This window comes from Amphibacillus sp. Q70 (assembly GCF_052055485.1).
Lineage (GTDB): Bacteria > Bacillota > Bacilli > Bacillales > Amphibacillaceae > Amphibacillus.
In genome coordinates this window covers 989,786-1,013,961 of record NZ_CP197171.1, presented here as the reverse complement: position 1 = coordinate 1,013,961, position 24,176 = coordinate 989,786, and the positions used below count along the sequence as shown (strand labels likewise).

24 protein-coding genes and 1 tRNA gene are annotated in these 24,176 nt (G+C 35.3%); 20 read left to right on the top strand and 5 right to left on the bottom strand.

What is annotated here, in order from left to right; all coding sequences use genetic code 11:
* The first annotated feature begins 203 nt into the window (after window positions 1–203).
* From yabP to ACS127_RS04720, 5 genes are all read left to right on the top strand, one after another.
* A complete protein-coding gene (gene yabP, locus ACS127_RS04740; protein ID WP_440897277.1) occupies window positions 204–506 on the top strand; it encodes a sporulation protein YabP in 303 nt (100 codons plus the stop codon).
* Window positions 503–1,072 (top strand): spore cortex biosynthesis protein YabQ, encoded by a 570-nt coding sequence (gene yabQ / locus ACS127_RS04735; protein ID WP_440897275.1) that lies wholly within the window; start codon window positions 503–505, stop codon window positions 1,070–1,072. Before yabP ends, yabQ begins: the two co-directional genes overlap by 4 nt.
* Before the next feature lie 16 nt (window positions 1,073–1,088).
* Complete coding sequence (locus ACS127_RS04730; protein WP_440897274.1) at window positions 1,089–1,469, top strand: FtsB family cell division protein; 381 nt, start codon at window positions 1,089–1,091, stop codon at window positions 1,467–1,469.
* A 78-nt stretch (window positions 1,470–1,547) separates the two neighbouring features.
* Entirely contained in the window at window positions 1,548–1,946 is a 399-nt protein-coding gene (locus tag ACS127_RS04725; protein ID WP_440897273.1) for a S1 domain-containing RNA-binding protein, read from the top strand.
* Between the two features lie 268 nt (window positions 1,947–2,214).
* Complete coding sequence (locus ACS127_RS04720; protein WP_440897272.1) at window positions 2,215–2,757, top strand: hypothetical protein; 543 nt, start codon at window positions 2,215–2,217, stop codon at window positions 2,755–2,757.
* A gap of 28 nt (window positions 2,758–2,785) precedes the next feature.
* Here ACS127_RS04720 and ACS127_RS04715 read toward each other — a convergent pair whose 3' ends face one another.
* The 3 genes from ACS127_RS04715 to ACS127_RS04705 all read right to left on the bottom strand — a co-directional run bounded on the left by ACS127_RS04715 (window position 2,786) and on the right by ACS127_RS04705 (window position 6,987).
* Window positions 2,786–3,766: a polyprenyl synthetase family protein gene (locus ACS127_RS04715; protein WP_440897271.1), complete on the bottom strand. Its 981-nt coding sequence runs from the start codon at window positions 3,764–3,766 to the stop codon at window positions 2,786–2,788.
* A 28-nt stretch (window positions 3,767–3,794) separates the two neighbouring features.
* Window positions 3,795–4,322 (bottom strand): Gx transporter family protein, encoded by a 528-nt coding sequence (locus ACS127_RS04710; RefSeq protein ID WP_440897270.1) that lies wholly within the window; start codon window positions 4,320–4,322, stop codon window positions 3,795–3,797.
* Between the two features lie 778 nt (window positions 4,323–5,100).
* Window positions 5,101–6,987, bottom strand: coding sequence for an FAD-dependent oxidoreductase (locus tag ACS127_RS04705; RefSeq protein WP_440897269.1), 1,887 nt, complete (start codon window positions 6,985–6,987; stop codon window positions 5,101–5,103).
* Between the two features lie 474 nt (window positions 6,988–7,461).
* Here ACS127_RS04705 and ACS127_RS04700 point away from each other — a divergent pair, with 474 nt between their 5' ends.
* The 5 genes from ACS127_RS04700 to ACS127_RS04680 are packed head-to-tail and all read left to right on the top strand — an operon-like array spanning window position 7,462 to window position 11,961.
* On the top strand, window positions 7,462–8,502 hold the full coding sequence (locus ACS127_RS04700; protein ID WP_440897268.1) for an FAD:protein FMN transferase: 1,041 nt from the start codon (window positions 7,462–7,464) through the stop codon (window positions 8,500–8,502).
* 15 nt (window positions 8,503–8,517) lie between these two features.
* On the top strand, window positions 8,518–9,453 hold the full coding sequence (gene menA / locus ACS127_RS04695) for a 1,4-dihydroxy-2-naphthoate polyprenyltransferase (RefSeq protein ID WP_440897267.1): 936 nt from the start codon (window positions 8,518–8,520) through the stop codon (window positions 9,451–9,453).
* Between the two features lie 26 nt (window positions 9,454–9,479).
* Complete coding sequence (locus ACS127_RS04690; protein WP_440897266.1) at window positions 9,480–10,295, top strand: energy-coupling factor transporter ATPase; 816 nt, start codon at window positions 9,480–9,482, stop codon at window positions 10,293–10,295.
* Window positions 10,286–11,143 (top strand): energy-coupling factor transporter ATPase, encoded by an 858-nt coding sequence (locus ACS127_RS04685; protein ID WP_440897265.1) that lies wholly within the window; start codon window positions 10,286–10,288, stop codon window positions 11,141–11,143. Before ACS127_RS04690 ends, ACS127_RS04685 begins: the two co-directional genes overlap by 10 nt.
* Complete coding sequence (locus ACS127_RS04680) at window positions 11,140–11,961, top strand: energy-coupling factor transporter transmembrane component T family protein (protein ID WP_440897264.1); 822 nt, start codon at window positions 11,140–11,142, stop codon at window positions 11,959–11,961. The genes ACS127_RS04685 and ACS127_RS04680 overlap by 4 nt, the downstream gene beginning before the upstream one ends.
* Window positions 11,962–12,558: 597 nt before the next feature.
* Here the strand turns inward: ACS127_RS04680 and ACS127_RS04675 are convergent.
* Window positions 12,559–13,428, bottom strand: coding sequence for a MurR/RpiR family transcriptional regulator (locus ACS127_RS04675; protein WP_440897262.1), 870 nt, complete (start codon window positions 13,426–13,428; stop codon window positions 12,559–12,561).
* Between the two features lie 817 nt (window positions 13,429–14,245).
* Here ACS127_RS04675 and gnd point away from each other — a divergent pair.
* The 10 genes from gnd (at window position 14,246) to ACS127_RS04625 (ending at window position 22,812) form a co-directional block, all read left to right on the top strand.
* On the top strand, window positions 14,246–15,145 hold the full coding sequence (gene gnd, locus ACS127_RS04670) for a phosphogluconate dehydrogenase (NAD(+)-dependent, decarboxylating) (protein ID WP_440897261.1): 900 nt from the start codon (window positions 14,246–14,248) through the stop codon (window positions 15,143–15,145).
* Window positions 15,146–15,159: 14 nt separating this feature from the next.
* The gene (locus ACS127_RS04665; RefSeq protein ID WP_440897259.1) at window positions 15,160–16,164 is read left to right on the top strand and encodes a D-isomer specific 2-hydroxyacid dehydrogenase family protein; all 1,005 of its coding nucleotides are present in this window, start codon (window positions 15,160–15,162) and stop codon (window positions 16,162–16,164) included.
* Window positions 16,165–16,175: 11 nt separating this feature from the next.
* Complete coding sequence (locus ACS127_RS04660) at window positions 16,176–17,282, top strand: iron-containing alcohol dehydrogenase family protein (RefSeq protein WP_440897257.1); 1,107 nt, start codon at window positions 16,176–16,178, stop codon at window positions 17,280–17,282.
* 8 nt (window positions 17,283–17,290) lie between these two features.
* Window positions 17,291–18,112 (top strand): PTS mannose/fructose/sorbose/N-acetylgalactosamine transporter subunit IIC, encoded by an 822-nt coding sequence (locus ACS127_RS04655; RefSeq protein WP_440897256.1) that lies wholly within the window; start codon window positions 17,291–17,293, stop codon window positions 18,110–18,112.
* Between the two features lie 21 nt (window positions 18,113–18,133).
* Entirely contained in the window at window positions 18,134–18,991 is an 858-nt protein-coding gene (locus ACS127_RS04650) for a PTS system mannose/fructose/sorbose family transporter subunit IID (RefSeq protein ID WP_440897255.1), read from the top strand.
* Window positions 18,992–19,016: 25 nt separating this feature from the next.
* Window positions 19,017–19,523, top strand: a complete 507-nt coding sequence (locus ACS127_RS04645; protein ID WP_440897254.1) for a PTS system mannose/fructose/N-acetylgalactosamine-transporter subunit IIB — start codon at window positions 19,017–19,019, stop codon at window positions 19,521–19,523.
* A gap of 233 nt (window positions 19,524–19,756) precedes the next feature.
* Window positions 19,757–20,515: a hypothetical protein gene (locus ACS127_RS04640; RefSeq protein WP_440897253.1), complete on the top strand. Its 759-nt coding sequence runs from the start codon at window positions 19,757–19,759 to the stop codon at window positions 20,513–20,515.
* 12 nt (window positions 20,516–20,527) lie between these two features.
* Window positions 20,528–20,974: a PTS sugar transporter subunit IIA gene (locus ACS127_RS04635; RefSeq protein ID WP_440897252.1), complete on the top strand. Its 447-nt coding sequence runs from the start codon at window positions 20,528–20,530 to the stop codon at window positions 20,972–20,974.
* Between the two features lie 72 nt (window positions 20,975–21,046).
* Window positions 21,047–22,117, top strand: coding sequence for a mannonate dehydratase (gene uxuA, locus ACS127_RS04630; protein WP_440897251.1), 1,071 nt, complete (start codon window positions 21,047–21,049; stop codon window positions 22,115–22,117).
* A 50-nt stretch (window positions 22,118–22,167) separates the two neighbouring features.
* Window positions 22,168–22,812 carry a bifunctional 4-hydroxy-2-oxoglutarate aldolase/2-dehydro-3-deoxy-phosphogluconate aldolase gene (locus tag ACS127_RS04625; RefSeq protein ID WP_440897250.1) on the top strand — a complete coding sequence of 215 codons (645 nt, stop codon included), beginning with the start codon at window positions 22,168–22,170 and terminating at the stop codon, window positions 22,810–22,812.
* Window positions 22,813–23,794: 982 nt separating this feature from the next.
* On the opposite strand, the gene ACS127_RS04620 is transcribed toward ACS127_RS04625, so the two are convergent.
* Window positions 23,795–23,868: transfer RNA gene (locus tag ACS127_RS04620), tRNA-Met, on the bottom strand.
* Window positions 23,869–24,176: the final 308 nt, after the last annotated feature.

Here is a 24,176-nt window from a genome sequence, read left to right as displayed (position 1 = left end):
GATTTTGATCACTCTCTCATCAAAAGGGGTAGATTTTTAATACAGTACTAGCGTCTTTGTTTTATACTATTCAAAAGAGGGAAAGATAATTGTATGAATTTATAAAATCAAAGATCTTAAAACTTTATATTGTGTCTTATTAATCTGTTCTAGATTGAGTTCCTCGTACATATCATATTATTGATATTAAAGGAGGGACTCAAATGTTACAAGAAACGAACCATTACTTAACACCTGGACAGTCAACAGAACATGAGGTTAAAGTGCGTAATAGGCGAGTGATTGAGATCACTGGGGTTAAAGAAGTTGATAGCTTTGACAATGAAGAATTTCTATTAGAAACAGTACTAGGTTATCTGATGATTAGAGGAGAAAACCTCCAAATTAAAACATTAGATGTCGCACAAGGAAAGGTAGAGATCAAGGGTAAGCTAATTGATTTTTCCTATTTGGATGATCACCAAAATGATCAAACAAAAAGCTTTCTCGGGAAATTATTCAAATGACCATTGAGATTCAATTTGCCTCTTTCTTCAGTATGCTTTTAGTGGGAATTTATTTAGGCTGTATGTTTGATACAAATGAACGCATTATTCAAATGTTTCAGACTAAGATTTTGCCCCGCTTTTTATTCCAATTTTTATTTTGGCTCGCCCAAAGCTTACTGATTTTTTATAGCTTGGTTAAAATAAATGGTGGACAAGTTCGTCTCTATTTTATTTTGGCGATTATTGGTGGTTTTTGGTTTTATTTTTTTAGTCTTCGTCGGCTTTACCAAGCTATATTAGAAAAGGTTATTGAGCTATTTATACAGATTTTTAAGCTGATTGGGCGTACGATTCATTTACTACTAATCAAACCGATAGTATTCTTTGGTCAAATCCTTTTATCTTTATTAAATATGGTTATACTTATATTAACCTATATCTTTTCCTTTTTCTTTAAAATAATTAAATGGGTCTTAGGGCCTATTTTTAGGCTTATACCTGAAAATGTGAAAAAATACTTAGTTTCATTAGCAGGAATCTATAGTAAGATAGAGAATATAGTTATTAATCGAAAAAAAGACTAAAGGAGGATATCATGTAATGAGGAAAAGAGAAGAAAAGGTGTCTCGAATAAACTCTCCATATATGAATCAATATGATGCACATATGGAACGACAGCGTAAAAGAAAACGCCTTTTAAGAAGAAGACTCACTTTATTAGGCATGATTGTCTTGATCTCCTTCTTTAGTCTGTTTATGTATCATATGAATCAAAGAGAGCTTTATGCGGAGAAACAAGCGGAATATGAAGCCTTACAACAAGAAAAGCAGGAATTAAAGACAGAAGAAACATCACTGTTAGAGGAAATAAAATTATTAGAAGATGAATCTTATGTTTTACGAATTGCTAAAACCAATTACTTCTTTACTGAAGAAGGAGAAATCGTTTTTAAGCTCCTGGAAGAGGCGCCTGCTTATTGACATAGTTTTCATTGCTTGGCTATAATATAGGTAAGTAGTATATCTGTTTTTAAAATCTTAAGGAGGAGCATTGTCTTTATGTCAATCGAAGTAGGCAGCAAATTGCAGGGTAAGGTAACAGGAATCACTAACTTTGGAGCGTTTGTTGAGTTAGGTGAGGGAAAAACAGGACTCGTTCATATTAGTGAGGTTGCCGATAATTATGTTAAAGATATTAATGAGCATTTGACTGTTGGTGATCAGGTCACTGTAAAAATCATTAATGTCGAAAAAGATGGAAAGATAGGTTTATCGATTAAAAAGGCTAAAAGTAATCCTAATCAAGGTCGGCGCAAGCCACAAGCCAGCCATCAAGACCGGACGGAAAATTTCGAGTCAAAAATGAACCGGTTTCTGAAGGATTCTGAAGATCGCTTGGCCTCTTTACGTAAGCACACTGAATCAAAGCGTGGAGGAAGAGGTGCTAAAAAAGGTTAATTTGCTGTTTAATAAACCTAAGATAAATAATTATTTATTGCATTTATAATTAATGATATAAATTTATTCAAACAAAAAAGTTACTATCTTCACGAGAAGTGTGCGATAGTAACTTTTCTATGTTTAATTGTGAACAAGTTGTCAAAGTTAGTTAGTAAACTTATCAATATTTTATATATTTATATATGCAAATATATAAAAACATGGTATTATAAAGTTTGTACATTAATGTACAAACTTTATTTAAAAAGAAAGCAGGGGACAAGAGATGAAATTTAAATTATTTTTAGCTATGATTTTAGCAGTTGGTTTGTTAGCTGCATGTGGTGGTAACGATGATGGAGCTGATGGTGACACAGCTGACGATACAACTGAAGAAGAAGATGTAGTGACTGCAGCTTCTTTTGTTAATGATGAAGATGGTATGCATGCTGCTGCAGCTGAAGATGGAACTTGGATTATCCTCCCAACTGAGGATGTAACTTTAGAGAATGAATTAGTTGTTGCAGGTACATTCCACGATAAAGATGATGAAAGTAGCGATGTTTATCGTAAACTTGCACCTTATACACAAGATGAGGATCACAATATTGAAGAACAATATACTATCACAACACCTCGACTTGTTGTCCAAAGTGAAAACTTAAACTTCCAAGGCGGAACGTTAGCTGGTGATGTATACGTAGAAGCTGATGGTTTCCAATTAGATGAATCATCTACAGTAACAGGCGATCTTACTTTTGCTAATGAAGACTATGAAGCATCTGCAGAGATTAATGGAACAGTAGAAGGCGAAACAACAGTTGAATAATTTATTAATAAGAAAAGCGAACAGCCTCTTAGGTTGTTCGCTTTAATATTTGAAGGGTTAATTGACGTAAGGTATCTTTATAATTTCCATCAGGCAATTTATCTAATTGCTGTAAAGCTTTAGAGGTATAGCGTTCAGCAAGTCTTTTGGCTTTTTCAACGCCTTTAGCTTGGCTAATAATCATTGTTAATTGTGTAAGATCTTGGTCAGAAAAAGGTCGCTCTTTAGCTAGAATAGCTGAGGTCTTCTCCGGCTCATTTAACATTGCATAGATTAAAGGTAGTGTATAAATACCTTGTTGAACGTCTGCCATAACGGGCTTACCCATCTCCTCCATATCTCCTTGATAATCTAAAATATCATCAATGATTTGAAAAGCCATTCCAATATAATGTCCCATATTCCATGCATGGCGAATTTCTTGTTGGCCTGCATGACTTTCGACTGCTCCAGCATAACAACTCAAAGCAAAAAGCTGGGCTGTTTTCCCTGAAATTCTTGATAAGTAGCTTTTAACGCTTTTAGGTGGTTGAAATCTTGAATGCAGTTGATCGAGTTCGCCAATTAAAATCTTCTCCATACTCCGACTGTTGTATGCGACGTGAGAAAGAGAACTTGAATACTTTGATAAGATTGAAAAACAGACAGAGAATAAATAATCACCCGCATAGATTGCAAATTTATTATCATGCAAGCGGTGAAGTGTTGCTTTTCCTCTTCGACTATCTGCTTGATCGATCACATCATCGTGGACAAGTGTGGCAATGTGTAAGGTCTCTAAAGCCGCAGCTATAGCAATAGCTTTGTCTTGGTCATAATCAGGGCCGATTTCACTACAAAGTAATGCATAAGCGGGGCGTAATAGCTTACCACCGGCATTCATTGTTTCTTTTAATATGACTTGAATCTTTTTATCTTTAATACGAATATGTGTATCGATGACTTGATTGACCTTCAATAAGTGCTTATTGAGCTTGGGGTAATCATGCCAAATCGGATGGATTTCCATGTTATAAACCTCTTTCATACTTTGTCACTTAATTTGATTTTAGGTACATATAATAATGCAATTGATCAACATGTGTTAGTAAATAGTTGGCAGCAATACCTATTGCAAAACCTGTTAAAATTCCAATCGATGATAGAACCGGTAAATAAAGCATCACAGTCCACGTTTGAGCAATCCAACTTGCGATAACTAATTGCCCAATATTGTGTAGCACGGCTCCAGTCACACTTACTCCAATTAAGCTAATAGAAAGGAATGACATCTTTTTAATCAATAACATACCTAAAAAGCTGAGCAAGGCACCTGAGGCACTATAGATAAAAGTAGATAAAGTGCCACCTAATAAAGCTGCTAAAATTAAACGAACGAGGACAACTTTACTGGCATCTTTTACTGATAGTGTATAAAGAGCCATGCATGTAATGATGTTGGATAAACCTAATTTGGCACCAGGTGCAAAGAAAAACGGAGAAGGTATAGAACGTTCAATCAGACCAATAATAGCAGCTTGTGCTGCTAATAGTGCAATATAAACGAGTCGCTGATTTTTAGTCATGTTGCTAATCACCATCCTAAAGTATCTGTTTAAGAACTGATGATATCGATCTGGTTATCATCAAAAGTATTATTCACCGTATTTTGAATATCAATTACAAGCTGATGCGACACGAAGACTATTGTTTGTCCAACTTTGTGCAAAATGCTTGTTTTTATAGATTGGATCTGGTTATGTGGTACTGCTTTTAGATTGACCTTTTCGATTAGATAGTTTCATTAGTATTTATTTCATGATCATGAGTCACCAGATTAAATGCTTCTATAACTGTAGTCTAACATGTTCTGAAAGGTTAATATACTTCATACTCTACCATGATGAGTTATTTTCCATTTACTCACATTTGTTAGCAAGTAAAAACAGCAAAAGGCAAAAAGGAAATAAGGGTTAATAGAATAAAAATGATAATATCACTGGTTTTAATAGGATGATCAGAGTTTCTATTTCCATTCTCCCTTTCAATGTTTAGAGGGAATCTTGATCTTATTCGAAAAATACGTTTTTGTTTGTTTTTTACTCTTAGTGTCTTAAAGTGATTACGTCATTAGCTCTTTTTGGAGATTGTGTTTCAGAATAAGAAAAGTGCTTATTCTTGCGATATGAATACTTCGCAGCCTTCCTTAGTGCGGTTATCCGGCTCAGTGGATGGAGTTTTATCCATTCTGATGTGAAAAAAAGAACGCAAGTATTTAATAAATTTGCGTTCAATTATACATGATTATAAATAGGATAGCGAGAGACCCTTTTTTAAAAGGAGTCTATCGCTAACCATTAATATTTATTTATCCTGATAGAGCGACTGCTCTTTTCCGTACCAGAAGCGGCTTAATTTCTTTTGGATAAAAGGAATAACCCAATAGTCAAGACCAAAAGTACGACCTGAACCATTCATTAAAGCGATTGAACCAGGAAGTGCCCATACTTGATCCCAACCGAGCATGGCGGATAATGTAAACATAGCTAGGAAGCCGACACTTGCTGCATTAGCTAACCATGTAAATAAGCCAAAGATAATTGCAAGCCCAATTCCAATCTCGATAAATACAACTATTTTTTGCATAAATACAGCAACCTCAGTAGTAGGCATCATGATTTCCATAATCCAAGCAAACCAACCTGGCATTTCACTAAGAATGGGCTCTGCCCATTCTGTTGCAGCAGCATCAGTAGCACCACTGGTTGCATCAGTAGCCGCACTAGTTGCATCTTGTAGCCAAGAGAAAGGCATTTTTGACGTCGTAGAAAGAAGCCAAGAATCTTCACCAATTCCTCTGAATAATAGTGGAATATCTTTAAAGCTTGAAGTTACTTGTCCCCATATTTCCTCACCCCATAGCTTAGCTGCACCTTCATTAATCCAAAATCCACCTACAAAGATACGAAGTGGCAGACTCCATAAAACATTGCCATAACGTGAAAAGAAGTTGCGGAAAATATTACGCTTATCTTTAGTATGGAAAAATTCATGTTGAACATATCTAACCATATAATAACCACTATAAATGCCAAAGAAGTAATAAAGGTTAACCATGTGTTTAACGAAGTTTGAAAACCAGCCACTTAAGTGCATTCCCATTAGGTTAGCAACACCGTAACGTGCTCCAATTGAAACCATAATTCCATGGTATTTACCGTCATAGGATACTTTTTCTTCATCTTTAATATCAGCAATGATATTCTTAGCCGCTGTTACACCTGTTTGTTCAGCAGCCTCGACAATTTGTGGTGTTGGCTTACCTGGCTCTTCTTCAAAGTAAGTCAAGTCCCCAACTACATAAACATCTTTATATTGCTCCGATTCCATATATTCATTAACTTTGAGACGGCCTGTACGTGCTTGTTCCATCCCATAATCTTTTGTATCTGAATTCGCTTGTACACCAGCTGTCCATGCTAAAGTATAAGTTGGAAGTTTTTCACCATTTTTTAAGACAACTTCATTTTCATGTACTTCTACAATTGGTGATTCTTTTAGAATTTTAACACCTTTTTTATTTAGATAAGCTTCAGCTTTATCTGCGTCACGTCGTTCTAACATATTTAGAATAGTTGGAGCAGACTCGACAACATATAACGTGATTTCATCGGCATCGATTTTATTATTCTTAGCTAAACGTTCTTTCCATTCAACTAATTCTCCAACGAGCTCGATTCCTGTAAAGCCAGATCCACAAACCGTGAATGTAAGCATAGCGCGTCGTTTTTTATCATCACGCACAGTTGCAGCTTTTGCAACAGTCTTTTCAATATGCTCACGTAGTTTAACGGCATCTTCCCATGACCATAAAGTGAAGGCATGTTCTTTCACTCCAGGTGTACCAAAGTCATTTGGTTCACCACCCATACCTAAAATCAAATAGTCATAATCATATTCGCCGTGCTCTGTTTTAACTGTTTTAGTATCATGATCAACATGGGTGACATTGTCTGTGACAAGGTTCACTTTTGTACGTTTAAACAGGCGACGAAGGTCAAATTGAATTGCATCAGGTTCAACACGATGTGCGGCAACCTCATGTAATTCAGTCATCATCGTATGATAAGAATGTCGATCAATTAAAGTAATGGATACAGAATCATCTTTTTTAAATTTTCTAGCTAATTTTTTTGCTGCATGTACACCAGCATAGCCAGCACCGATGATAACGATGTTTTTGTTTACCATTTTCTTTCACTCCTCTATATTAAATTATCAAAAAATGATCAATGTGAATAAATGAACAACGATAACTATTGTAGCCTTATTTAGTTAGCTTGTCTAGGACTTTTTAAAGATATTATATAATAAATTGCGTAAAGTTTGAATATATTTCAATAATTATTAAACAAAAGAGTATTTTAAGTGTTCACTTCCCTATGAAAACAAGATAAAATAAGACTTATCATACTTTATCAAAAAAGACATGTTTTTACTATAATCCACAAGCTTCTATATCTTTCGTTTCTATAGGTACATGATTATTTTCTGAAAAAATCTGTAACAGGATAATGACCATTTACGTTCTAAAATTGGAGCATTGAAAAATATTTCAAATAGACGCGATTTTTAAAAAGTGGTATACTCATTCCTTAGAGTTTATAAATGTGACGGAATTCACATTCGTTTTACTGTTAGTTAGATAAAGGAGAGATTGAATTTATGATTAATAAAAAGCTCGTTCATCTTATCTGGGTTGGCTTATTCATTTTAGCAGGTTGTTCATCAAAGCAAACCGATTTATTAGATTCACCATACCGAGAAACGAATTTCTTGCTGGGTACGGTTGTTAATATAAGTATTTATGATGCTGATAAAGAGCATGTACTTGAACTAGCTATGGATCGGGTTGAAGAGTTAGAGAATATTATCAGTGATGAAATTGATACAACAGAAGTCTCTGAAATCAATAAAAAGGCAGGTGTTGAGCCTGTTCAAGTATCAGATGACCTTTACTATTTAATAGAGGAAAGTATAGAATATGGGGAACTGTCTAACGGTGGTTTTGATGTTACCGTAGGTCCATTAACAAATTTATGGCGAATCGGGTTTGATGATGCTAGAAAACCGGAGCAGCAAGAGATTGATCAAGTTTTACCTTTAATTGATCAACAAAAAGTTCAGTTAAATCCAGATGATCAGTCAGTCTTTTTAGTCGAAGAGGACATGCAATTAGATTTCGGAGCGATAGCAAAAGGATATATTACAGATGAAATTCATTTGTTATTAACTGAAGAAGGTGTGACATCGGCGATTATTGATTTAGGTGGCAATATTTTTGTTATGGGTCACCGCCCTACAGGTGATGAATGGACGGTTGGTATCCAAAACCCCTTTTTAGCACGTGGTGAGGTAGTCGGCCGTATTGAGGCGACTGATCAATCCGTTGTAACATCTGGTATCTATGAAAGATATATTGAAGTTGATGGGGTCCAATATCATCATTTACTTGATCCTAATACAGGTTATCCATTTGATAATGAGATTGCCGGAGTATCTATTGTTAGTGATCATTCTATTGATGGTGATGCACTATCAACCGTTGTTTTTTCCAAGGGGTTGGATCAAGGGATGGATTTTATTGAATCCTTTACTGGAGCTGAGGCGATTTTTGTAACAAAAGATCGAGAAATCATATTAAGTTCAGGTTTAGTAGATGAATTTGAATTAACGAATGACAGCTTTGAAATTATTCAAAATTAGAAATGGGAGAACAGAATGTCAATCAATTCTTTTTTTAAGTTGGTCGAAATTCAAACAAAGATAGCAAGCTTATTCCCTTTCTTAATTGGATTATTGTTTGTTATCTACCGATATGAGAACTTTAATGTGATCAATACGTTGATCTTTTTTATAGCGATGTTGTTATTTGATTTAACAACAACAGCAATTAATAATTATATGGACTATTTAAAAGCAAGCTCAGATAGTTATCGGAACAAGCATAATATTATTGGACAAGCTAGGATTCCCACGCGTTTAGTTAGGTTAATTATTTTTGTGATGTTGATTATTTCAACTGGTTTAGGCCTTTGGCTTGTTTATCGAACAGACTTATTTGTTTTGGTGGTTGGTATGTTGTGCTTTGGAATCGGAATTTTCTATACATTTGGACCGATTCCATTGTCACGAATGCCGTTAGGCGAGATGTTCTCAGGCCTAACAATGGGTTTTGGGATTGTTTTTTTAACGGTTTATGTTAATGCATTTGATCAAGGTATTGTCAGCCTTTTACTCGATGGAGCAAGCATTCGATTTGAAGCAAATCTCATGCAATTATTTGAAATATTATTAATTTCTTTACCGAGTGTCTTAACGATTTCTAATTTGATGTTGGCTAATAATATTTGCGATTTAGAGGATGATATTAAGAATTTTCGCTTTACCTTACCATATTATATCGGCAAGAGACATGCAATTCAGTTATTTAATCTTCTTTATTTACTAGTCTTTATCATTTTATTCGTGGTTGTTTTATTAAATTTACTTCCAACCATTTTACTGGCAGCCTTACTTATTGCTTATCCTGTGTATAAGAACGTAAGTAAGTTTAATAAAAGACAAATTAAAGCAGAAACGTTTAGTATAGCTGTGAAGAATTTAATTCTTATTAATGGTTCTATTGTTATCTTATTTCTAATCAATTTACTATGAATTTGGCAAAGGAGAGTAGGCACAAGATGGAGCAAGTTCCAATTTTAAGTCTAAAAGATGTTTCTTATCGTTATGATATGAGAAGTCAACGATATGCTTTATCTAATGCTTCCTTTGATGTTATGCGTGGTCAGTGGCTAGCTATTTTAGGTGATAATGGATCAGGGAAGTCAACATTAGCAAGATTAATAGTTGGTCTAGCAACCCAAGAGTCGGGCTCGATCCAATTTAATCAAGAAGTGATAAATGAACAAAATAAGTCAAAGTTACGAGAAAAAGTGGGGATTGTTTTTCAAAATCCGGATAATCAATTTATTGGGACAACAGTACAAGATGATGTAGCATTTGCCTTGGAGAATTTAAATATGAGTTATTCTGATATGAAACAGCGGGTATTTGATGCTCTTAAACAGGTGGATATGTATGAATTAAGGGATAAGGATCCGTCACAGCTATCTGGCGGTCAAAAACAACGAGTTGCCATTGCCGGTATTCTGGCTTTAGAGCCTGAATTAATGATTTTTGATGAAGCTTTTATTATGCTCGATCCAAAAAGTCGAAGAGAATTATTAAATACATTAAAATCGATTCAAAGGAAATATCATTTAACGATTATTTCAATTACACATGATCATAATGAAGCTGTTTTAGCTGATCGAATGGTATTCCTAAATGAGGGTCGAGTCGTTGATCAGGGAAATGTACAAGCGATGTTTGATCGAAATAGAGATATACAACCGCCATTCGCTGAGCAATTCCGCCGAGAACTTGAGCAAAGGGGAATTCCTGTTCCCAATCATTACATGTCAGATGATGAGTTGGTGGCATGGTTATGCGAATAAAATTCGAAGAAGTAAAAGCAGACTATCAATTAGGTCCGATTCGGACGAGTAATATAATTGATAATGTGTCAATTGATCTCCCCTCAGGGACATTTACCGCGGTTATTGGTCGGACAGGTGCAGGTAAATCAAGCTTATTAAAGCTGATCAATGGCTTACTAAGTCCATCAACAGGCTTGATCCAAGTGGGCAATATTAACTTGACAAAGGCGCAAGAGAAAGAACAATTAAACCAGGTAAGGAAGCGTGTAGGTATGGTTTTTCAGTTTCCTGAAAATCAACTTTTCGCCGAAACAGTTGAGGCTGACATAGCTTTTGGCCCGAGAAACTTTGGCTTTAGTCAAGAACAAATAAAGGTAAGCGTTCAAGAAAGTCTTAATCAAGTAGGTTTAAGTGCAGATATATTAGACCGTTCGCCTTTTGCATTGTCAGGTGGTCAGCAGCGTCGAGTAGCCCTTGCAGGTGTACTAGCAACCCAACCCGATGTTCTTGTATTAGATGAGCCAGGAGCTGGATTAGACTCAGAAGGTAAGAAACAAATTCTATCGTTGATTAAACAGCTAAATCATATAAACAAGCTGACCATTATTTTAGTTACACATGATATGAATGATGTTGCGGAATATACTGATCACGTTTTACTCATGGATCAAGGGAAAGTGATTAGTCATCAACCGACACGAACCTTTTTTAGCCATCAAGCACAGTTGGTAGAGTGGGAGATTGATTTACCTGAAGTCATCAATCTTCAGCGGCAAATTGAAATGAAAAAAGGGCTTAAGTTGCCGACAGTGAGTTTGACAAAGACAGAGCTAATCAACCTTTTGATTGAGGGAAAAATATTATGAATAAATTAATTTTAGGTCGTTATTTCCCGGGGAATTCCTTTTTACATCGCCTTGATCCACGAGCAAAGTTAGTGGCAGCCCTCTACTTTATTGGCTTATTATTCTTTGCAGACAACATACTAGGCTATCTTTGGCTATTTGGCTTTACCTTGATGCTGATGCGGATGTCAGGTGTCTCATTCCTAACCTATCTTAAAGGTGTTAGGCCATTAATATGGTTAATTTTAATGGCTGTTTTTTTGCGAGTTCTGTTCACTGGTGGAGGTACCCTTTATTTTAGTATAGGACCATTTATGATGTCGAGTTTTGGACTATTGCTAGGCTTTTATACATTTAGCCGTTTTGTAATGATTATTTTTATTTCAACTGTTTTAACATTAACGACAAAACCAATTGATTTAACAGATGCGATTGATGCTCTTTTGAAGCCCTTAAATTTATTGGGGATTTCAACGTCAGATTTTTCTTTAATGCTTTCGATCTCATTACGATTTATTCCAAACTTACTAGATGAGACGCAAAAAGTCCTCGATGCTCAACGTGCTCGAGGCGTCATCTTTGGAGAAGGGAATTTAATTGAACAAATGAAAAAAATTGTCCCTCTTATCATTCCTTTATTTTCTAGTTCATTAAAAAGGGCTGAGGAAATGGCTGATGTAATGGAGGTAAAAGGCTATCAATCAGATCAAAAGCGCTCGAGTTTCCGACAATTAAAGTGGCAATCACGTGATACATTAAGTATAGTGATTATGCTGGTGTTAACAATCGGTGTCTTCTTTCTAAATCAATTGACTCTAATTGAACAGTGGATATTATAAAATCAAGGATGTTGGTTAAAGGCTAACATCCTTGATTGATATCAAATGAAACTTTAACTGGTGAGAGCTTTTGAATGGTTACCTGTGATAAAAGAACAAAACTTAATGGGAATAATTCCTGCTCATTTTAAATGTTGTCATTAACTTATTTTGCGTCTAAGTTTGCTAAAAAGTTAGGTTACACAGAATCTCTGACTATTAATTCTGTTATGAGTTTTACCTTTTTCGGAGGACTTTCCCCCCCTCAATTTGCGCAATAAGTACTTGAGTCGCATATTCCCCCATTTTTTGTATAAGTTGTCTGATTGTAGTTATTTCTGGGTAAGTGAGTGGAGCCATGGGTATAGCAAGACAAATTTCGACTAGGATCTTAGCTTTATTAATTAAAGCTTGCACCCTAAAATCTAGGATGTTTCAAGCACAAAACAAACGAATCCCCTTATTGCTACGATGCTCTCACTCATTCAATCCTGCGTATTTAAACAATGTTATCTTTTTTTAATTCATTAATTTCATAAAATTAAGAAGACAAATAACTCTGTTAGTTATTTGTCTTCTTACGAATTATGACAAAAAGGATGAGTAAAATTAAAATATTCATTTTTTTGTGGTGCTGATATTGTTTCTTATCTTTTTAATAGACTCAATATTTTGGTCATAGTTGTGATACATCACATTAGTGTACAAGATATCGACAACCGTTAAATAACTGATTCTAGAAGCTAATGACTCTGTTCTAAATAAATTTTCCTCGGTTAAAACAATGATAGCTTCATCTGCCAGTGTTACTAATTCAGAACCACTGTTACCTGTTAAGGCAATGATTTTTGCAGGCGTTTTTTTCGTTTGTCTTGCTAAATTGATCGATTCTTTGGTTTGGCCTGAATGGGAAAAGATAAAAACACAATCTTCACTTGTTAATTTAGTGACAAAACTTAATTGCATATGATAATCAAAGACATAGTTACAACGGTACTTAGTTCTGATGAATTTATGAAAGCTATCAAATGCAACGATAGATGATCCTCCCTGGCCAAAAAAGTGCAATGTTTTGGCTGAGTATATAATGGCGAGTACCTTGTCAAGCAACTCTTGGGTAAGAAATTGAATTGAGTTACTTAGAGAATAAATATTTGATTGTAACACTTTCTGAGCGATATCTAGACTAGTGTCATTGGGGTTAATATCATCTGCTCCAGACATACGATTTAAGTTTTGAGAGGCGGGCTGATAACTGAAGTTACGTGCAATATCAATTTTAAAGTCTTGAAAACCACTATACCCAATTTTTTTAACAAATTGATAAATAGAAGATTGTGATGTACCAATCTCTGTGGATAATTCTTCTAAGGTTTTGCTTGATAATAATTCATTTGAGTGAATAAAGTAGTCAGCTATCTTCTGTTCAGTTTCACTGAGATTAGGTTTCTTTACCCTGATTCGCTGATCTAAATAATGGTTTTTCATTATGACCTCCATCTAGACTCACGACAAATTCGAGTCAATTAATAATAGAAATTCATTAAAATACGAAAGTCGTTCAAATATATCGATAATGGTGAATAAGCAATAAAAAAATATTCTATTTATTATTAACTACTGTAACATAAGGTGCAATCATTATCATTTTTGGGGGAAGATGAGTTGTATGATTAAATCTTAATAGAACTTTTACTTATAGTAAATGGTTAAATGGAATAAAAAAAGTGACTGACCTGAATTTTGCCTTAAAAATTAGGGAGACAAGGGGAAGTTATCTCGATCTAATAATAAAGAAATCAAACTATTAAAAGCAAGAAAAGCAATTAGTAATTAAAAACAGGGAGCAAAATTTACTGAAAATTTCGAAATAATATCGAGTGATAAAAAAACAATTTTTAATTTTCCATCTTAACTAAATAGATTGAGACTGACTATATTTACTGGTTTATTAAATGATAACTGATTTAGAAAATATAATTAAGTACTCATAACATTGGACAAATATGAATAGTGTTTGGGATTGAAATTTGTAACATAGTACTATTATAACAACTTCTAACACTTTTTTATAAATTATACACATAGTAGTAAGTTTCTAATTGGAAAATAAAACCTCATATAAAGCAAGTAAAAAAATATATAATTTCATGCATTTTAGCTTCTCTATTAGATCACTAAGGGCTTTCATTTGCTTGAAATGTATAATTTTAGGTTAAATAAATAAAAAATATTTTTTATTTAAAATGGATATTTACAATATTTTTTTTATAGAGTATGATTAAAACAGGAGGTGACGAAGGATGTGAAAATTGGATTTATAGGACTTGGAAAAATGGGTTTAAACATGGCTTTAAATGTAAGCGCTAAAGGATGGAAAGTGTTAGGCTTTGACGTGAATGAAACCATAAGGAAAAAAGCAATTCAACAAAAACTGGAAATAGTTCATTCATTGGATGATTTGCTAAAAACTTTAAGTACGAAAAGAGTTCTATTTTTAAGCATCCCTGCTGGTAACAGTACTAATCAATTAATTCTTGAATTGGTAGAAAAGCTTGATGAAGGTGACATCATCATTGATAGCGGTAATTCTAATTATAATGATAGTTTAAAAAATTATGAATTTGCTAAACGTCGTGGTGTTCACTTTATTGATTGTGGAACATCTGGAGGAATAGAAGGGGCTCGGAATGGAGCTTGCCTGATGATTGGCGGTGATGAAAAACCATTTAGGGAAGTCGAACCATTTTTTAAAACTTTGGCTTGTAAAAATGGGTATCTTTATGCTGGAAGAGCCGGCTCAGGCCATTATCTTAAAATGGTCCATAATGGAATTGAGTATGCAATGATGCAAGCAATAGGTGAAGGTTTTGATGTATTGCATGCTTCAGACTTTGAATTCAATTTAGAAGAGGTTGCAAAGGTTTGGAATCACGGCTCGGTAATCAGATCGTGGCTTATCCAATTGGTAGAAGAGGCTTTTTCAAATGACCCTAAATTGGAAAAAGTTAAAGGAGAGATTGATGCTACTGGTGAAGCGAAATGGACAATTGAAGAAGCTCTAAATTTAAATATTCCTGTTCCAACAATTGCATTATCTTTGTTTGTACGTAATGAGAGTAAAAATTTCGGTTGTTTCTCAAATAAGGTTGTGGCGTCATTGAGACATGGTTTTGGTGGACATACAGTAATTAAGAATAAATAAAGGAGTCTTTTAAATTGTCGAAATACAACATCGCAATTGTCAATTCTAGTAGCTTTGGTAAAGTTTTCCCAGAGCATATGGAAGCTTTGAAGAAGATAGGGCAGGTTAAACATTTTACTGTTGATAGCGAAATCAGTGGGCAAGAGTTAGCGGAAATTCTCCAAGGTTATAATATTATCATTTCTAGTGTTACACCGTTTTTCACACAAGAGTTCTTTGACCATAAAGATGAGCTAATTTTAATCTCAAGGCATGGAATCGGTTACAATAACGTTGATCTTGAAGCAGCTAAAAATAATAATACCATTGTTTCAATTATTCCTGCAATTATAGAACGAGATGCAGTAGCGGAGAATAATATAGTCAATTTAATGACTGTTCTACGTCAAACGGTTAAGGCACAACATAGTGTTAAATGTGGTCAGTGGGAAGAGAGGGCTAGCTTTGTAGGTAGAACTTTATTCAATAAAACCGTTGGTGTGATAGGGGTTGGTAACACAGGGAGCAGAGTTGTGGAAATCCTCCGCAATGGTTTTTTCTGTGATGTTTTAGCGTATGATCCATACAAATCTGAATTGCATATCCAAAGCTATGGGGCAAAGAAGGTTGAATTTGACCAGTTACTAGAATCATCAGATGTCATTTGCTTATGTGCTAATTTAACAGAGGAAAATTATCATATGATTTCTGATAAAGAAATCGAAAAAATGAAGCATAATGTGTATATTTCTAACAGTGCACGTGGTGCTTTAGTTAATGAATCATCAATTGTAAGCGGTTTAAAAACGGGTAAAATTGCTGGATTTGCTACTGATGTTTTAGAGGAAGAGCCTGGTCTTAAAAGCCATCCTTACCTCTCCTTCGATAATGTTGTAATGACACCGCATATTTCAGCATACACAATGGAGTGCTTAGAAGAGATGGGCAAAAAATGTGTTCGTGATGTTGAATGTATTGTAAGAGGCGAACTGCCTGAAAGATCAGTGCAACCCTACAGCAATTATATTGGAAGTAAGTAGGGAGTGTTTGTATGTTAACTGATTTGAAAGTAAAAGTAGGACCACAGTTTTATCAGTATCATATAGGAGCTATTGATTTTGTACCCAATTTATTGGATGAGTATAATGCACAGAATGTTTTGCTAGTACACGGTACAGTGTCATGGGAAAAGGCTAAAACAAAATTAAATTTTTTGCAAGATGATCGATACAATTTTACTTATCATCAATACACAGGTGAATGCAGTTATTATGGAGCTGATCTGATAGTAGAAATTGCTGAGCAAGCTGAAGTAGATTTTATTATTGGTGTTGGTGGTGGAAAATTAACTGACTTGGTTGGATATGCAGCTCATATTCTCAATATTAACTTTGGAGTCATACCAACACTGGCTAGTAATTGTGCGCCGTGGACTCCGCTTTCAGTCATGTACAAAGAAAATGGGGAAGCCGAAGGGAAAACAGAGCATTTCCTAAGACAGGCAGCATTTCTTATCACAGACCCTCAGTTAGTCATTAATTCACCGGTTGATTACTTTATTGCCGGATTAGCAGATACATTAGCCAAGTGGTATGAGTCCGACGCTATTTTACAACAAGATCATCTAAAGGCAGAACCTTTCTTGCAGATAGCTGGATATACATCAAAATTGTGCAAAGATGCAATTACCCAATACTCCGCCAAAGCTATTCAAGACATGAAGAAACAGGAATTATCAGCTGAATTTATTCGTTTGTCGGAAATTATCTTTTCTGTGGCTGGTCTGGTGGGCGGGCTAGGAGATAAATATGCTAGAAATGCAGCCGCTCATGCTATGCATGACGCAATGAGCAAATATATCCCAGAAAGCCATGATTTTCTACATGGAGAAAAAGTAGCTTATGGAATTTTTTATCAATTGGCGATCGAGAATAAGTGGGATCAAATTGATCGGTTGTTACCGTTTTATCAAGAGCTGAATTTACCAATGTCACTTCATCAAATGAATATTTATCCAAAGGATGAAGCGGTCATTGAACATATTGTTCAGTTCATTGATTCGAAAGAGAAGGTCCATCTTGTACCCATTATTATTACGAAAGAATTATTGCGAGATTCAATTTATCAATTGGAAGACTATATTAAAGGTAAAGGATAGGAGGACATATGGAAACTTTAAGTGTATTGCAAAGTTTATTAATTGCACTATGGGTTGCAGCAGTTATGTCTAGATGGTTGGGAGGCGGGGCGACATTAACATTACGCTTTTCGCCGCTGATGACAGGACTAGTTGTCGGTATTGTAATAGGAAATGTCTCTCAAGCTATGATCGTAACAGCAGCACTTCAGTTAATTTACATGGGTGTTTTTTCACCAGGGGGATCAATGCCAGCAGAACCTGCAGTTGCTGCGGCTATTGCCGTACCCGTTGCTTTACTAGGGAATCTGCAACCTGAAGCTGCTATTGCGGTTGCCGTGCCCGTCGGATTATTAGGTAGTTATCTTTATCAATTTAGATTTTTTATTAACACATTTTTAGGAAAATATACAGATAAAGCAGTTGAGGACTTAAATCCTAAAGCTATCGTTCGTTCAATTATTCTCTATCCGACAATTGCATCATTTCTGTTATTTGTTCCATTAATATTTGTTGCTCTTTATTTTGGCGCCCCAGTTATTGCTGATGTCATTACTGCTTTGGAAGGAACTGTTGTTATCCATGTTCTAGAAGTTGTTGGTGGTGGTTTAGCAGCAATTGGGATTGCGACAACTGTTTATGTTATTGGTCGAAAAGATTATATGGTCTTTTTCTTCCTAGCTTATTTTATGAGTATTGTGTTTAGTTCATTGGAAATTACAATGGTTACTTATGCTATTTTTGGTGTAATCATTGCTCTTATCTTTGTACAATCACAAAAGAATAAAATTGCACCAGCAGAAGGTGTGGATAGTTCTTCTTCAGATGATGATTATGATGATAATTTCTAAAAAGTATGAGGAGGTAATGAAATGACAGAGATAACGAATAATGCTGGTCCTGCCCCAGAGCAGATTACCAAGAAGGATGTCACTAAGTCGTATCTAAGATGGCATTTTGCTAATGAAATTCCCCATTCCTTTGAGCGGTATTTGGCACCTTCTTTATTATATGCAATGATGCCTATTTTGAAGAAACTTTACAAGGATGAGGATGCCTTAAAAGCAGCTTATCGTCGGCAACTCTTATTCTTCAATACACAGCTTACATGGGGTGGTGGAGTCATCACAGGTTTGATGTCTTCTATGGAACAGGAAAGAGCGAAGGAAGAGCATCAAGGTAAAGAAATTATGATGGCTGATGATTTGCTTTATAATACTAAAGCTGGATTGATGGGAGCTTTGGCAGGGATTGGTGATGCCATTGACTCAGGAACTGTCCAATACATTTTTATAGCTATAGCGGTTCCTTGGGCAGAACAGGGAAGTGCATTAGGAGCATTATTCCCATTTATTACTTTTGCGTTGTATCAAGTTTTATTAGGAGTATTCTTCGCCCGTCAGTCCTTTTCAATGGGACGTAATGCAACTAGTTTAATGCAGAGTACTGGTGTTCAAACTGCGATCGAAACGCTATCTGTTTTAGGGTTGTTCATGATGGGAATTTTAGCCGGTAATTATGTTAACGTCACATCAGTTTTGTCCTTTAATATTTCAGGTCGAGAATTTGTTCTTCAGGAAATTCTAGATCAGATTATTCCAGGTCTATTACCTTTAGCAGTTGTAATGGGCGTATATTGGTTCTATACGAAAAAAGGGTTAAAGGTAACTCAAGCTTTGCTTTGGTTAACAGCTATACTAATTGTATTAGCTGCTGTGGGAATTCTATAATTTAAGAGAAAGAAGGGATCTAATAATGGGTGTAGTCAATTTAGCTCGGGTTGATGAAAGATTAATTCATGGTCAAGTCATGATGACTTTATCACAAAAAAAAGGAGTGAACTCCATTTTTGTAGTTGATGATGTCGTGGCTAAAGACAAATTTATGAGAGATTTATATAAGAGTGCTGGGGGCCGGACAGGTCAAAAGACAATAGTCATCACACCAGAAAAAGCGAAGTTTTACTGGGATGAATATCAGTTTAAAGACTATAGTTGTATTTTGATCACAAAAACTGTTGGTGTGATTTATGATTTAGTAACCCATGGAGTCCCGATGAAAGAATTGAATATTGGCGGCATAGCGCAAAAGGACCCAGAAAAGGACATCTTTGTAACTAAATCAGTGTATTTAAATAAGTCTGATGCTGAAAAGCTGAAAGAGTTGAATGAGAGTTATGGAGTTAAAGATATTTATTTTCAATCAACCCCCTCGGCACAAAAGTCTACTTTACGAGAGGTTTTAAAGCAATTCGACTTATAATTTGACTACCGTCAGACCCAATTTACCTATTAATAAATGACCATCAATTATCAATGATTCTAAATAAGCAATCTTAATGTTTGCAATAAATATGATTAAAAGGTGATAGAAATATGGATCAAAACGAGAAGTTTAATGATTGGCTTTTTCGATATCAATATATTTACCGTGTTCGCAGAACGGATAAACAGAAAAAGAGATTTATTTCGGCGCTTGCGACAGATATCGTGAAAATGCGCCAAGATATTAAAGTAATTGAACATAAACAGAATAAAAAGAATAACCTTAAAAACGTATATGTCGGCGATATCGAAACTGCGGATCAGATTATTTGCACATATTATGACACACCGCCTCAAAGTTTTGGTCCATATTATTTATTTGATCGTAAAAGGCAAAGTAAAGCTATAACAAAGTTTATATTAGTGAGCTCTTTGTTCACTTTGCTTGTGGGAACCTTATTAACATTGTTTTATATGAAGAATTCTCACAACGCATTTGATTTTACTTCATTTAATACGGTGTTTGTTATGGTGTGCTACGGTATTTATTTCTACTTGCTGAGTAAAGTGGCAAAGGGGTTATCCAATAGGAATAACCTTGTTCGAAACACTTCATCAATCCTTACATTATTAGCATTGATTGATGAAGTGAAAAGTAAAAAGATTGCTTTTGCTTTTGTAGATGAAGGCTGTTTTGGAGAAGCTGGTCTTGAAGCAGTGAAAGAAACTTGTAAAGCATCAGCTAAGATCTATTGGCTTGATTGTGTGGGGGCTGACTTGGATTTGCATTTTATAGGTCACGTTATGAATAAGAAAAAGCTTACTGACTTTACGGTTCATCCTTACTCAACTAGTCAGGTTAATTATATTTTTAGTGGAAGAAGTTTAAAAGCAGATCAAGAACTTCAATATTATCTTGAAAAATCTGAATTAAAACAAAAAGCTTTAAATTCAGAGAATTTAACTAAAATCATTAAGTTGTTCACATAAGGAGGTAGTTAAATGCTTGGAATTGTTATTGCAACACATGGACAGCTAAGTGACGGACTCAAGGATTCCGCTGAAGTCATTATGGGGACTACAAATAGTATAGCGACTGTCAACCTGAATCAAGGAGATGATATTCAAGAACTAGGATTGAATATCAAACAAGCGATTCATGATGTAGATAGAGGCACGGGGGTCATTGTGTTGACAGATTTGGTAAATGCTAGTCCGTATAACCAAGCGGTACTTACTATCAGTTCTTTGGCAAATGAGTTACAAAACGCAGTTTATGTTATTGGTGGCGTTAATTTGCCAATGTTATTGGAAACGATCAATCATCAATTAATTAATACACCAGTTGATCAAGCGGTTCAATCGATTCTGGATCAAGGAGTAAACAGTATGGGCACATGGCATATATCGATGATAGATGCCGATGTTGAGCAGGAAGACGATTTTTAATACATTTATCTGAAAAATACAGGACAATGTAAGAGAATTTTTTAATAAAAAATTGGCGAAGGGGGATTCGAAATGAAGTGGGGATTTAGATGGTATGGAGAAAAAGAAGACTCTATTCCACTAGAGCAAGTCAAACAAATTCCCGGTATGAACGGTATTGTAGGTACTTTGTTAAACAAACTGCCTGGAGACGTTTGGGGAATAGAAGAGATTCAAAAATTAAAAGAGTCAGTTGAAAAAGAAGGGTTAGAGTTATTAGGAATTGAAAGTGTTGCCATCCATGATTCGATTAAAGCAGGAGACGCTAATAGGGATCACTATATTGACAATTATATTCAAACGATAAGAAACCTTAGTCAGTGCGGTGTCAATTTAATTTGTTATAGTTTCAAGCCAATTTTTGGTTGGGCAAAAACAACGTTGAACCATGAAAATAGTGATGGCAGCTATTCTTTGGTTTATGATCAAGCAGTTATAGAGAGTATGGATCCTAGTGACATGTATAAATTGATCCATAGTCAATCAAAGGGTTTCCGTTTGCCCGGTTGGGAAGGCGAAAGATTAAAAAAATTTAATAAATTAGTTGAAATCTATGATGGCATAACTGAAGCAGATTTATTTGAGAATTTGAAATATTTCTTGTTAAAAGTGATTCCAGTTTGTGAAGAAGCTAATGTGAAAATGGCGATTCATCCAGATGATCCGCCTTGGGAAATCTTTGACTTTCCCAGAATCACGAAAAATTTAGCAGATTTAAAACGAATTCTCAATATTATTGATTCGCCTTATAATGGTATTACATTCTGTACGGGTTCTTTAGGAGCAGATCCGGCCAATGATTTAGTTGAAATGGTGCATGAGATTGGGGATAAAATTCATTTCGTTCACTTCCGTAATGTAGAGTTTTTAGGAGAAAGGAAATTTAAAGAAAGTGCGCATTTAAGCACAGCTGGTTCTTTAGATATGTATGCAATTATGGAGGCGTTGGTAGAAGCTGATTTTGATGGGGTGATTCGTCCTGATCACGGAAGGACGATTTGGGGAGAACATTGTATGCCAGGATATGGACTGTATGACCGTGCGTTGGGTGTTTCATATGGGCAAGGTTTGCATGAAGCAATTACAAAGAGTAAAGCAAACTAGAACAAATTATTTCCTTATATGAATGGCTAAAATAGAAAGTGAGAATAAATATGTTAGCAAATATAGAACATGAAATTTATAAACAAGTAGAAAATACGAAGTTATTGCCGTTGTATACAGCAACTGATTTGAATTATTTAGATAAATTAGAAGAGATACTTGTGAGAAATAATGTTCGACTTATTGAAGTGACTTTTCGCAGTGATTTGGCTGCCGAAGCTATTAAGAAGCTAGCCGAATCTGGAGAACTGATTGTAGGAGCAGGAACTGTTAGAAACATACAAGAAGCTGAAATGGCAGTAGAGAATGGTGCGAAGTTTATCGTATCGCCGGCTGTTGTTCCAGCGGTTATTGAGTATTGTTTAAGTCAAGGTATTCCGATTTTTCCTGGGACTGCAACACCATCCGATATTCAAAGAGCTTTGGAGTATGGTATAAAGGTGGTTAAATTTTTTCCAGCCGATATTTATGGTGGAATTAAAGCTATTAATGCCCTGAGTGGTCCTTTTTATGATGTAAAATTCCTTCCAACAGGTGGTATTACAAAAGATAATGTTATAAGCTATATTAAGAATGAACAAGTTATAGCAGTAGGAGGCTCATTTATTATTTCAGAGGCATTGATAAAAAAGGACAATGGAAAAACGGCAGATGATGAACTAAAGAGTTTAGTTCATGCATTGGAAGTTTCTTAGAAAAATCTTAAACTAAAAGATAGATTTTAAGTCAAATGTTGGGGTGAGCGTCTAGCTTACCCTGTTTTGTTTATGCGGTTCTTCACGAAAACAGTCAAAACCTTTGAAGCCAAATCCGTTGTGTTTAATGGATTTGGTTTGATTATGGAATCCTCATATAGCCGTTATGTAGCCCAAATGAGAAACTATTCATCTGTAGAAAGTCTGCTGTATTATATTTGTGATCACTGCCGCGTAGAAATGTATTTGGTACTACCTGGACATAAAGTGAAACCTCGTTCAGTGGAAGTTGGGCCTACAGGATGTAGGTCATGCAGATGTTTCCGGTGGGACGAGTAACCTCGTCCCACCGAAGACATTTGTTTAGTTGAGTGAATCAGGACATTAGCTCACCTGTATCTCCCGCCTAAACAGATTTGCTTCCTCTCTCTATTTTGAGGCGGGAGTTTTATGGACGGTTATCTGTGATAAATTGTGAAAGACGTATAAAAAGTATTGAACATGTTTGCAAAGCAATGAACTTGACTGTATTTCGTGAAAGTTGATTGTATTTTAGCTAACTTGACTGTATTTCGTGAAAGTTGATTGTATTTTAGCTAACTTGATTGTATTTCGTGAAAGTTGATTGTATTTTGGCTAACTTGACTGTATTTCAGCAAAGTTGACTGCAATTTCGCCAAACTTGATTTTACTTTTATTTTTAATCGACCGCTAGTAACAGATGATCATGAAACTGACTAGTTGTTGTACTAACCTGACAACATTGGTAACCGCAGTCCCAAGTCTTTTCGTTGGGGCGAGTAATCACACTGAGAAAAGTTACGAAGTATTTGCATCGTAAGAATAAAATAAGTGCCTTACTTATTCCGAGTTCCAGTCGCAAGACGTGTTTTTTGTCGGTCAGACAGTTACATTGTGATAAATCTAAACAAGAGGACTGCTCAACTTATATTAAGTCGAACAGTCCTCTTGTTTATTTTAGTAGCGGCGGAGGGGATCGAACCCCCGACCTCACGGGTATGAACCGTACGCTCTCGCCAGCTGAGCTACACCGCCACAATTATAATATTTCAAAGACACAACTGATATCATACAATAGCACTTGATACATGTCAATAGTTTTTATATGGGTTTTTAGCAATGCGTCCTTTTCTGTAGATATTCAAATGAAAAAGAATTAAAAATTTTGCAATATGAGATTGTCGTTAAAGAGATGTCTTAAAGGCGAAACAGTTAGACGTTAAGGTGTTAGCTTGTATTCCCTATGTTCCGTGGATATTAGGGAATACAAGCTAAGTTCGAAACGTTCTGGGGCTACGGTTACTCGTCCTGCCGAAAACATTTGCGCTAGCACCTTCTATGTG

What these genes read in the sequence shown, in the direction of transcription:
- yabP (WP_440897277.1), top strand. Translation starts at nt 204, where the DNA reads ATGTTACAAGAAACGAACCATTACTTAACACCTGGACAGTCAACAGAA.
- yabQ (WP_440897275.1), top strand. Translation starts at nt 503, where the DNA reads ATGACCATTGAGATTCAATTTGCCTCTTTCTTCAGTATGCTTTTAGTG.
- ACS127_RS04730 (WP_440897274.1), top strand. Translation starts at nt 1,089, where the DNA reads ATGAGGAAAAGAGAAGAAAAGGTGTCTCGAATAAACTCTCCATATATG.
- ACS127_RS04725 (WP_440897273.1), top strand. Translation starts at nt 1,548, where the DNA reads ATGTCAATCGAAGTAGGCAGCAAATTGCAGGGTAAGGTAACAGGAATC.
- ACS127_RS04720 (WP_440897272.1), top strand. Translation starts at nt 2,215, where the DNA reads ATGAAATTTAAATTATTTTTAGCTATGATTTTAGCAGTTGGTTTGTTA.
- ACS127_RS04715 (WP_440897271.1), bottom strand. Translation starts at nt 3,766, where the DNA reads ATGGAAATCCATCCGATTTGGCATGATTACCCCAAGCTCAATAAGCAC.
- ACS127_RS04710 (WP_440897270.1), bottom strand. Translation starts at nt 4,322, where the DNA reads ATGACTAAAAATCAGCGACTCGTTTATATTGCACTATTAGCAGCACAA.
- ACS127_RS04705 (WP_440897269.1), bottom strand. Translation starts at nt 6,987, where the DNA reads ATGGTAAACAAAAACATCGTTATCATCGGTGCTGGCTATGCTGGTGTA.
- ACS127_RS04700 (WP_440897268.1), top strand. Translation starts at nt 7,462, where the DNA reads ATGATTAATAAAAAGCTCGTTCATCTTATCTGGGTTGGCTTATTCATT.
- menA (WP_440897267.1), top strand. Translation starts at nt 8,518, where the DNA reads ATGTCAATCAATTCTTTTTTTAAGTTGGTCGAAATTCAAACAAAGATA.
- ACS127_RS04690 (WP_440897266.1), top strand. Translation starts at nt 9,480, where the DNA reads ATGGAGCAAGTTCCAATTTTAAGTCTAAAAGATGTTTCTTATCGTTAT.
- ACS127_RS04685 (WP_440897265.1), top strand. Translation starts at nt 10,286, where the DNA reads ATGCGAATAAAATTCGAAGAAGTAAAAGCAGACTATCAATTAGGTCCG.
- ACS127_RS04680 (WP_440897264.1), top strand. Translation starts at nt 11,140, where the DNA reads ATGAATAAATTAATTTTAGGTCGTTATTTCCCGGGGAATTCCTTTTTA.
- ACS127_RS04675 (WP_440897262.1), bottom strand. Translation starts at nt 13,428, where the DNA reads ATGAAAAACCATTATTTAGATCAGCGAATCAGGGTAAAGAAACCTAAT.
- ACS127_RS04660 (WP_440897257.1), top strand. Translation starts at nt 16,176, where the DNA reads ATGTTAACTGATTTGAAAGTAAAAGTAGGACCACAGTTTTATCAGTAT.
- ACS127_RS04655 (WP_440897256.1), top strand. Translation starts at nt 17,291, where the DNA reads ATGGAAACTTTAAGTGTATTGCAAAGTTTATTAATTGCACTATGGGTT.
- ACS127_RS04650 (WP_440897255.1), top strand. Translation starts at nt 18,134, where the DNA reads ATGACAGAGATAACGAATAATGCTGGTCCTGCCCCAGAGCAGATTACC.
- ACS127_RS04645 (WP_440897254.1), top strand. Translation starts at nt 19,017, where the DNA reads ATGGGTGTAGTCAATTTAGCTCGGGTTGATGAAAGATTAATTCATGGT.
- ACS127_RS04640 (WP_440897253.1), top strand. Translation starts at nt 19,757, where the DNA reads ATGCGCCAAGATATTAAAGTAATTGAACATAAACAGAATAAAAAGAAT.
- ACS127_RS04635 (WP_440897252.1), top strand. Translation starts at nt 20,528, where the DNA reads ATGCTTGGAATTGTTATTGCAACACATGGACAGCTAAGTGACGGACTC.
- uxuA (WP_440897251.1), top strand. Translation starts at nt 21,047, where the DNA reads ATGAAGTGGGGATTTAGATGGTATGGAGAAAAAGAAGACTCTATTCCA.
- ACS127_RS04625 (WP_440897250.1), top strand. Translation starts at nt 22,168, where the DNA reads ATGTTAGCAAATATAGAACATGAAATTTATAAACAAGTAGAAAATACG.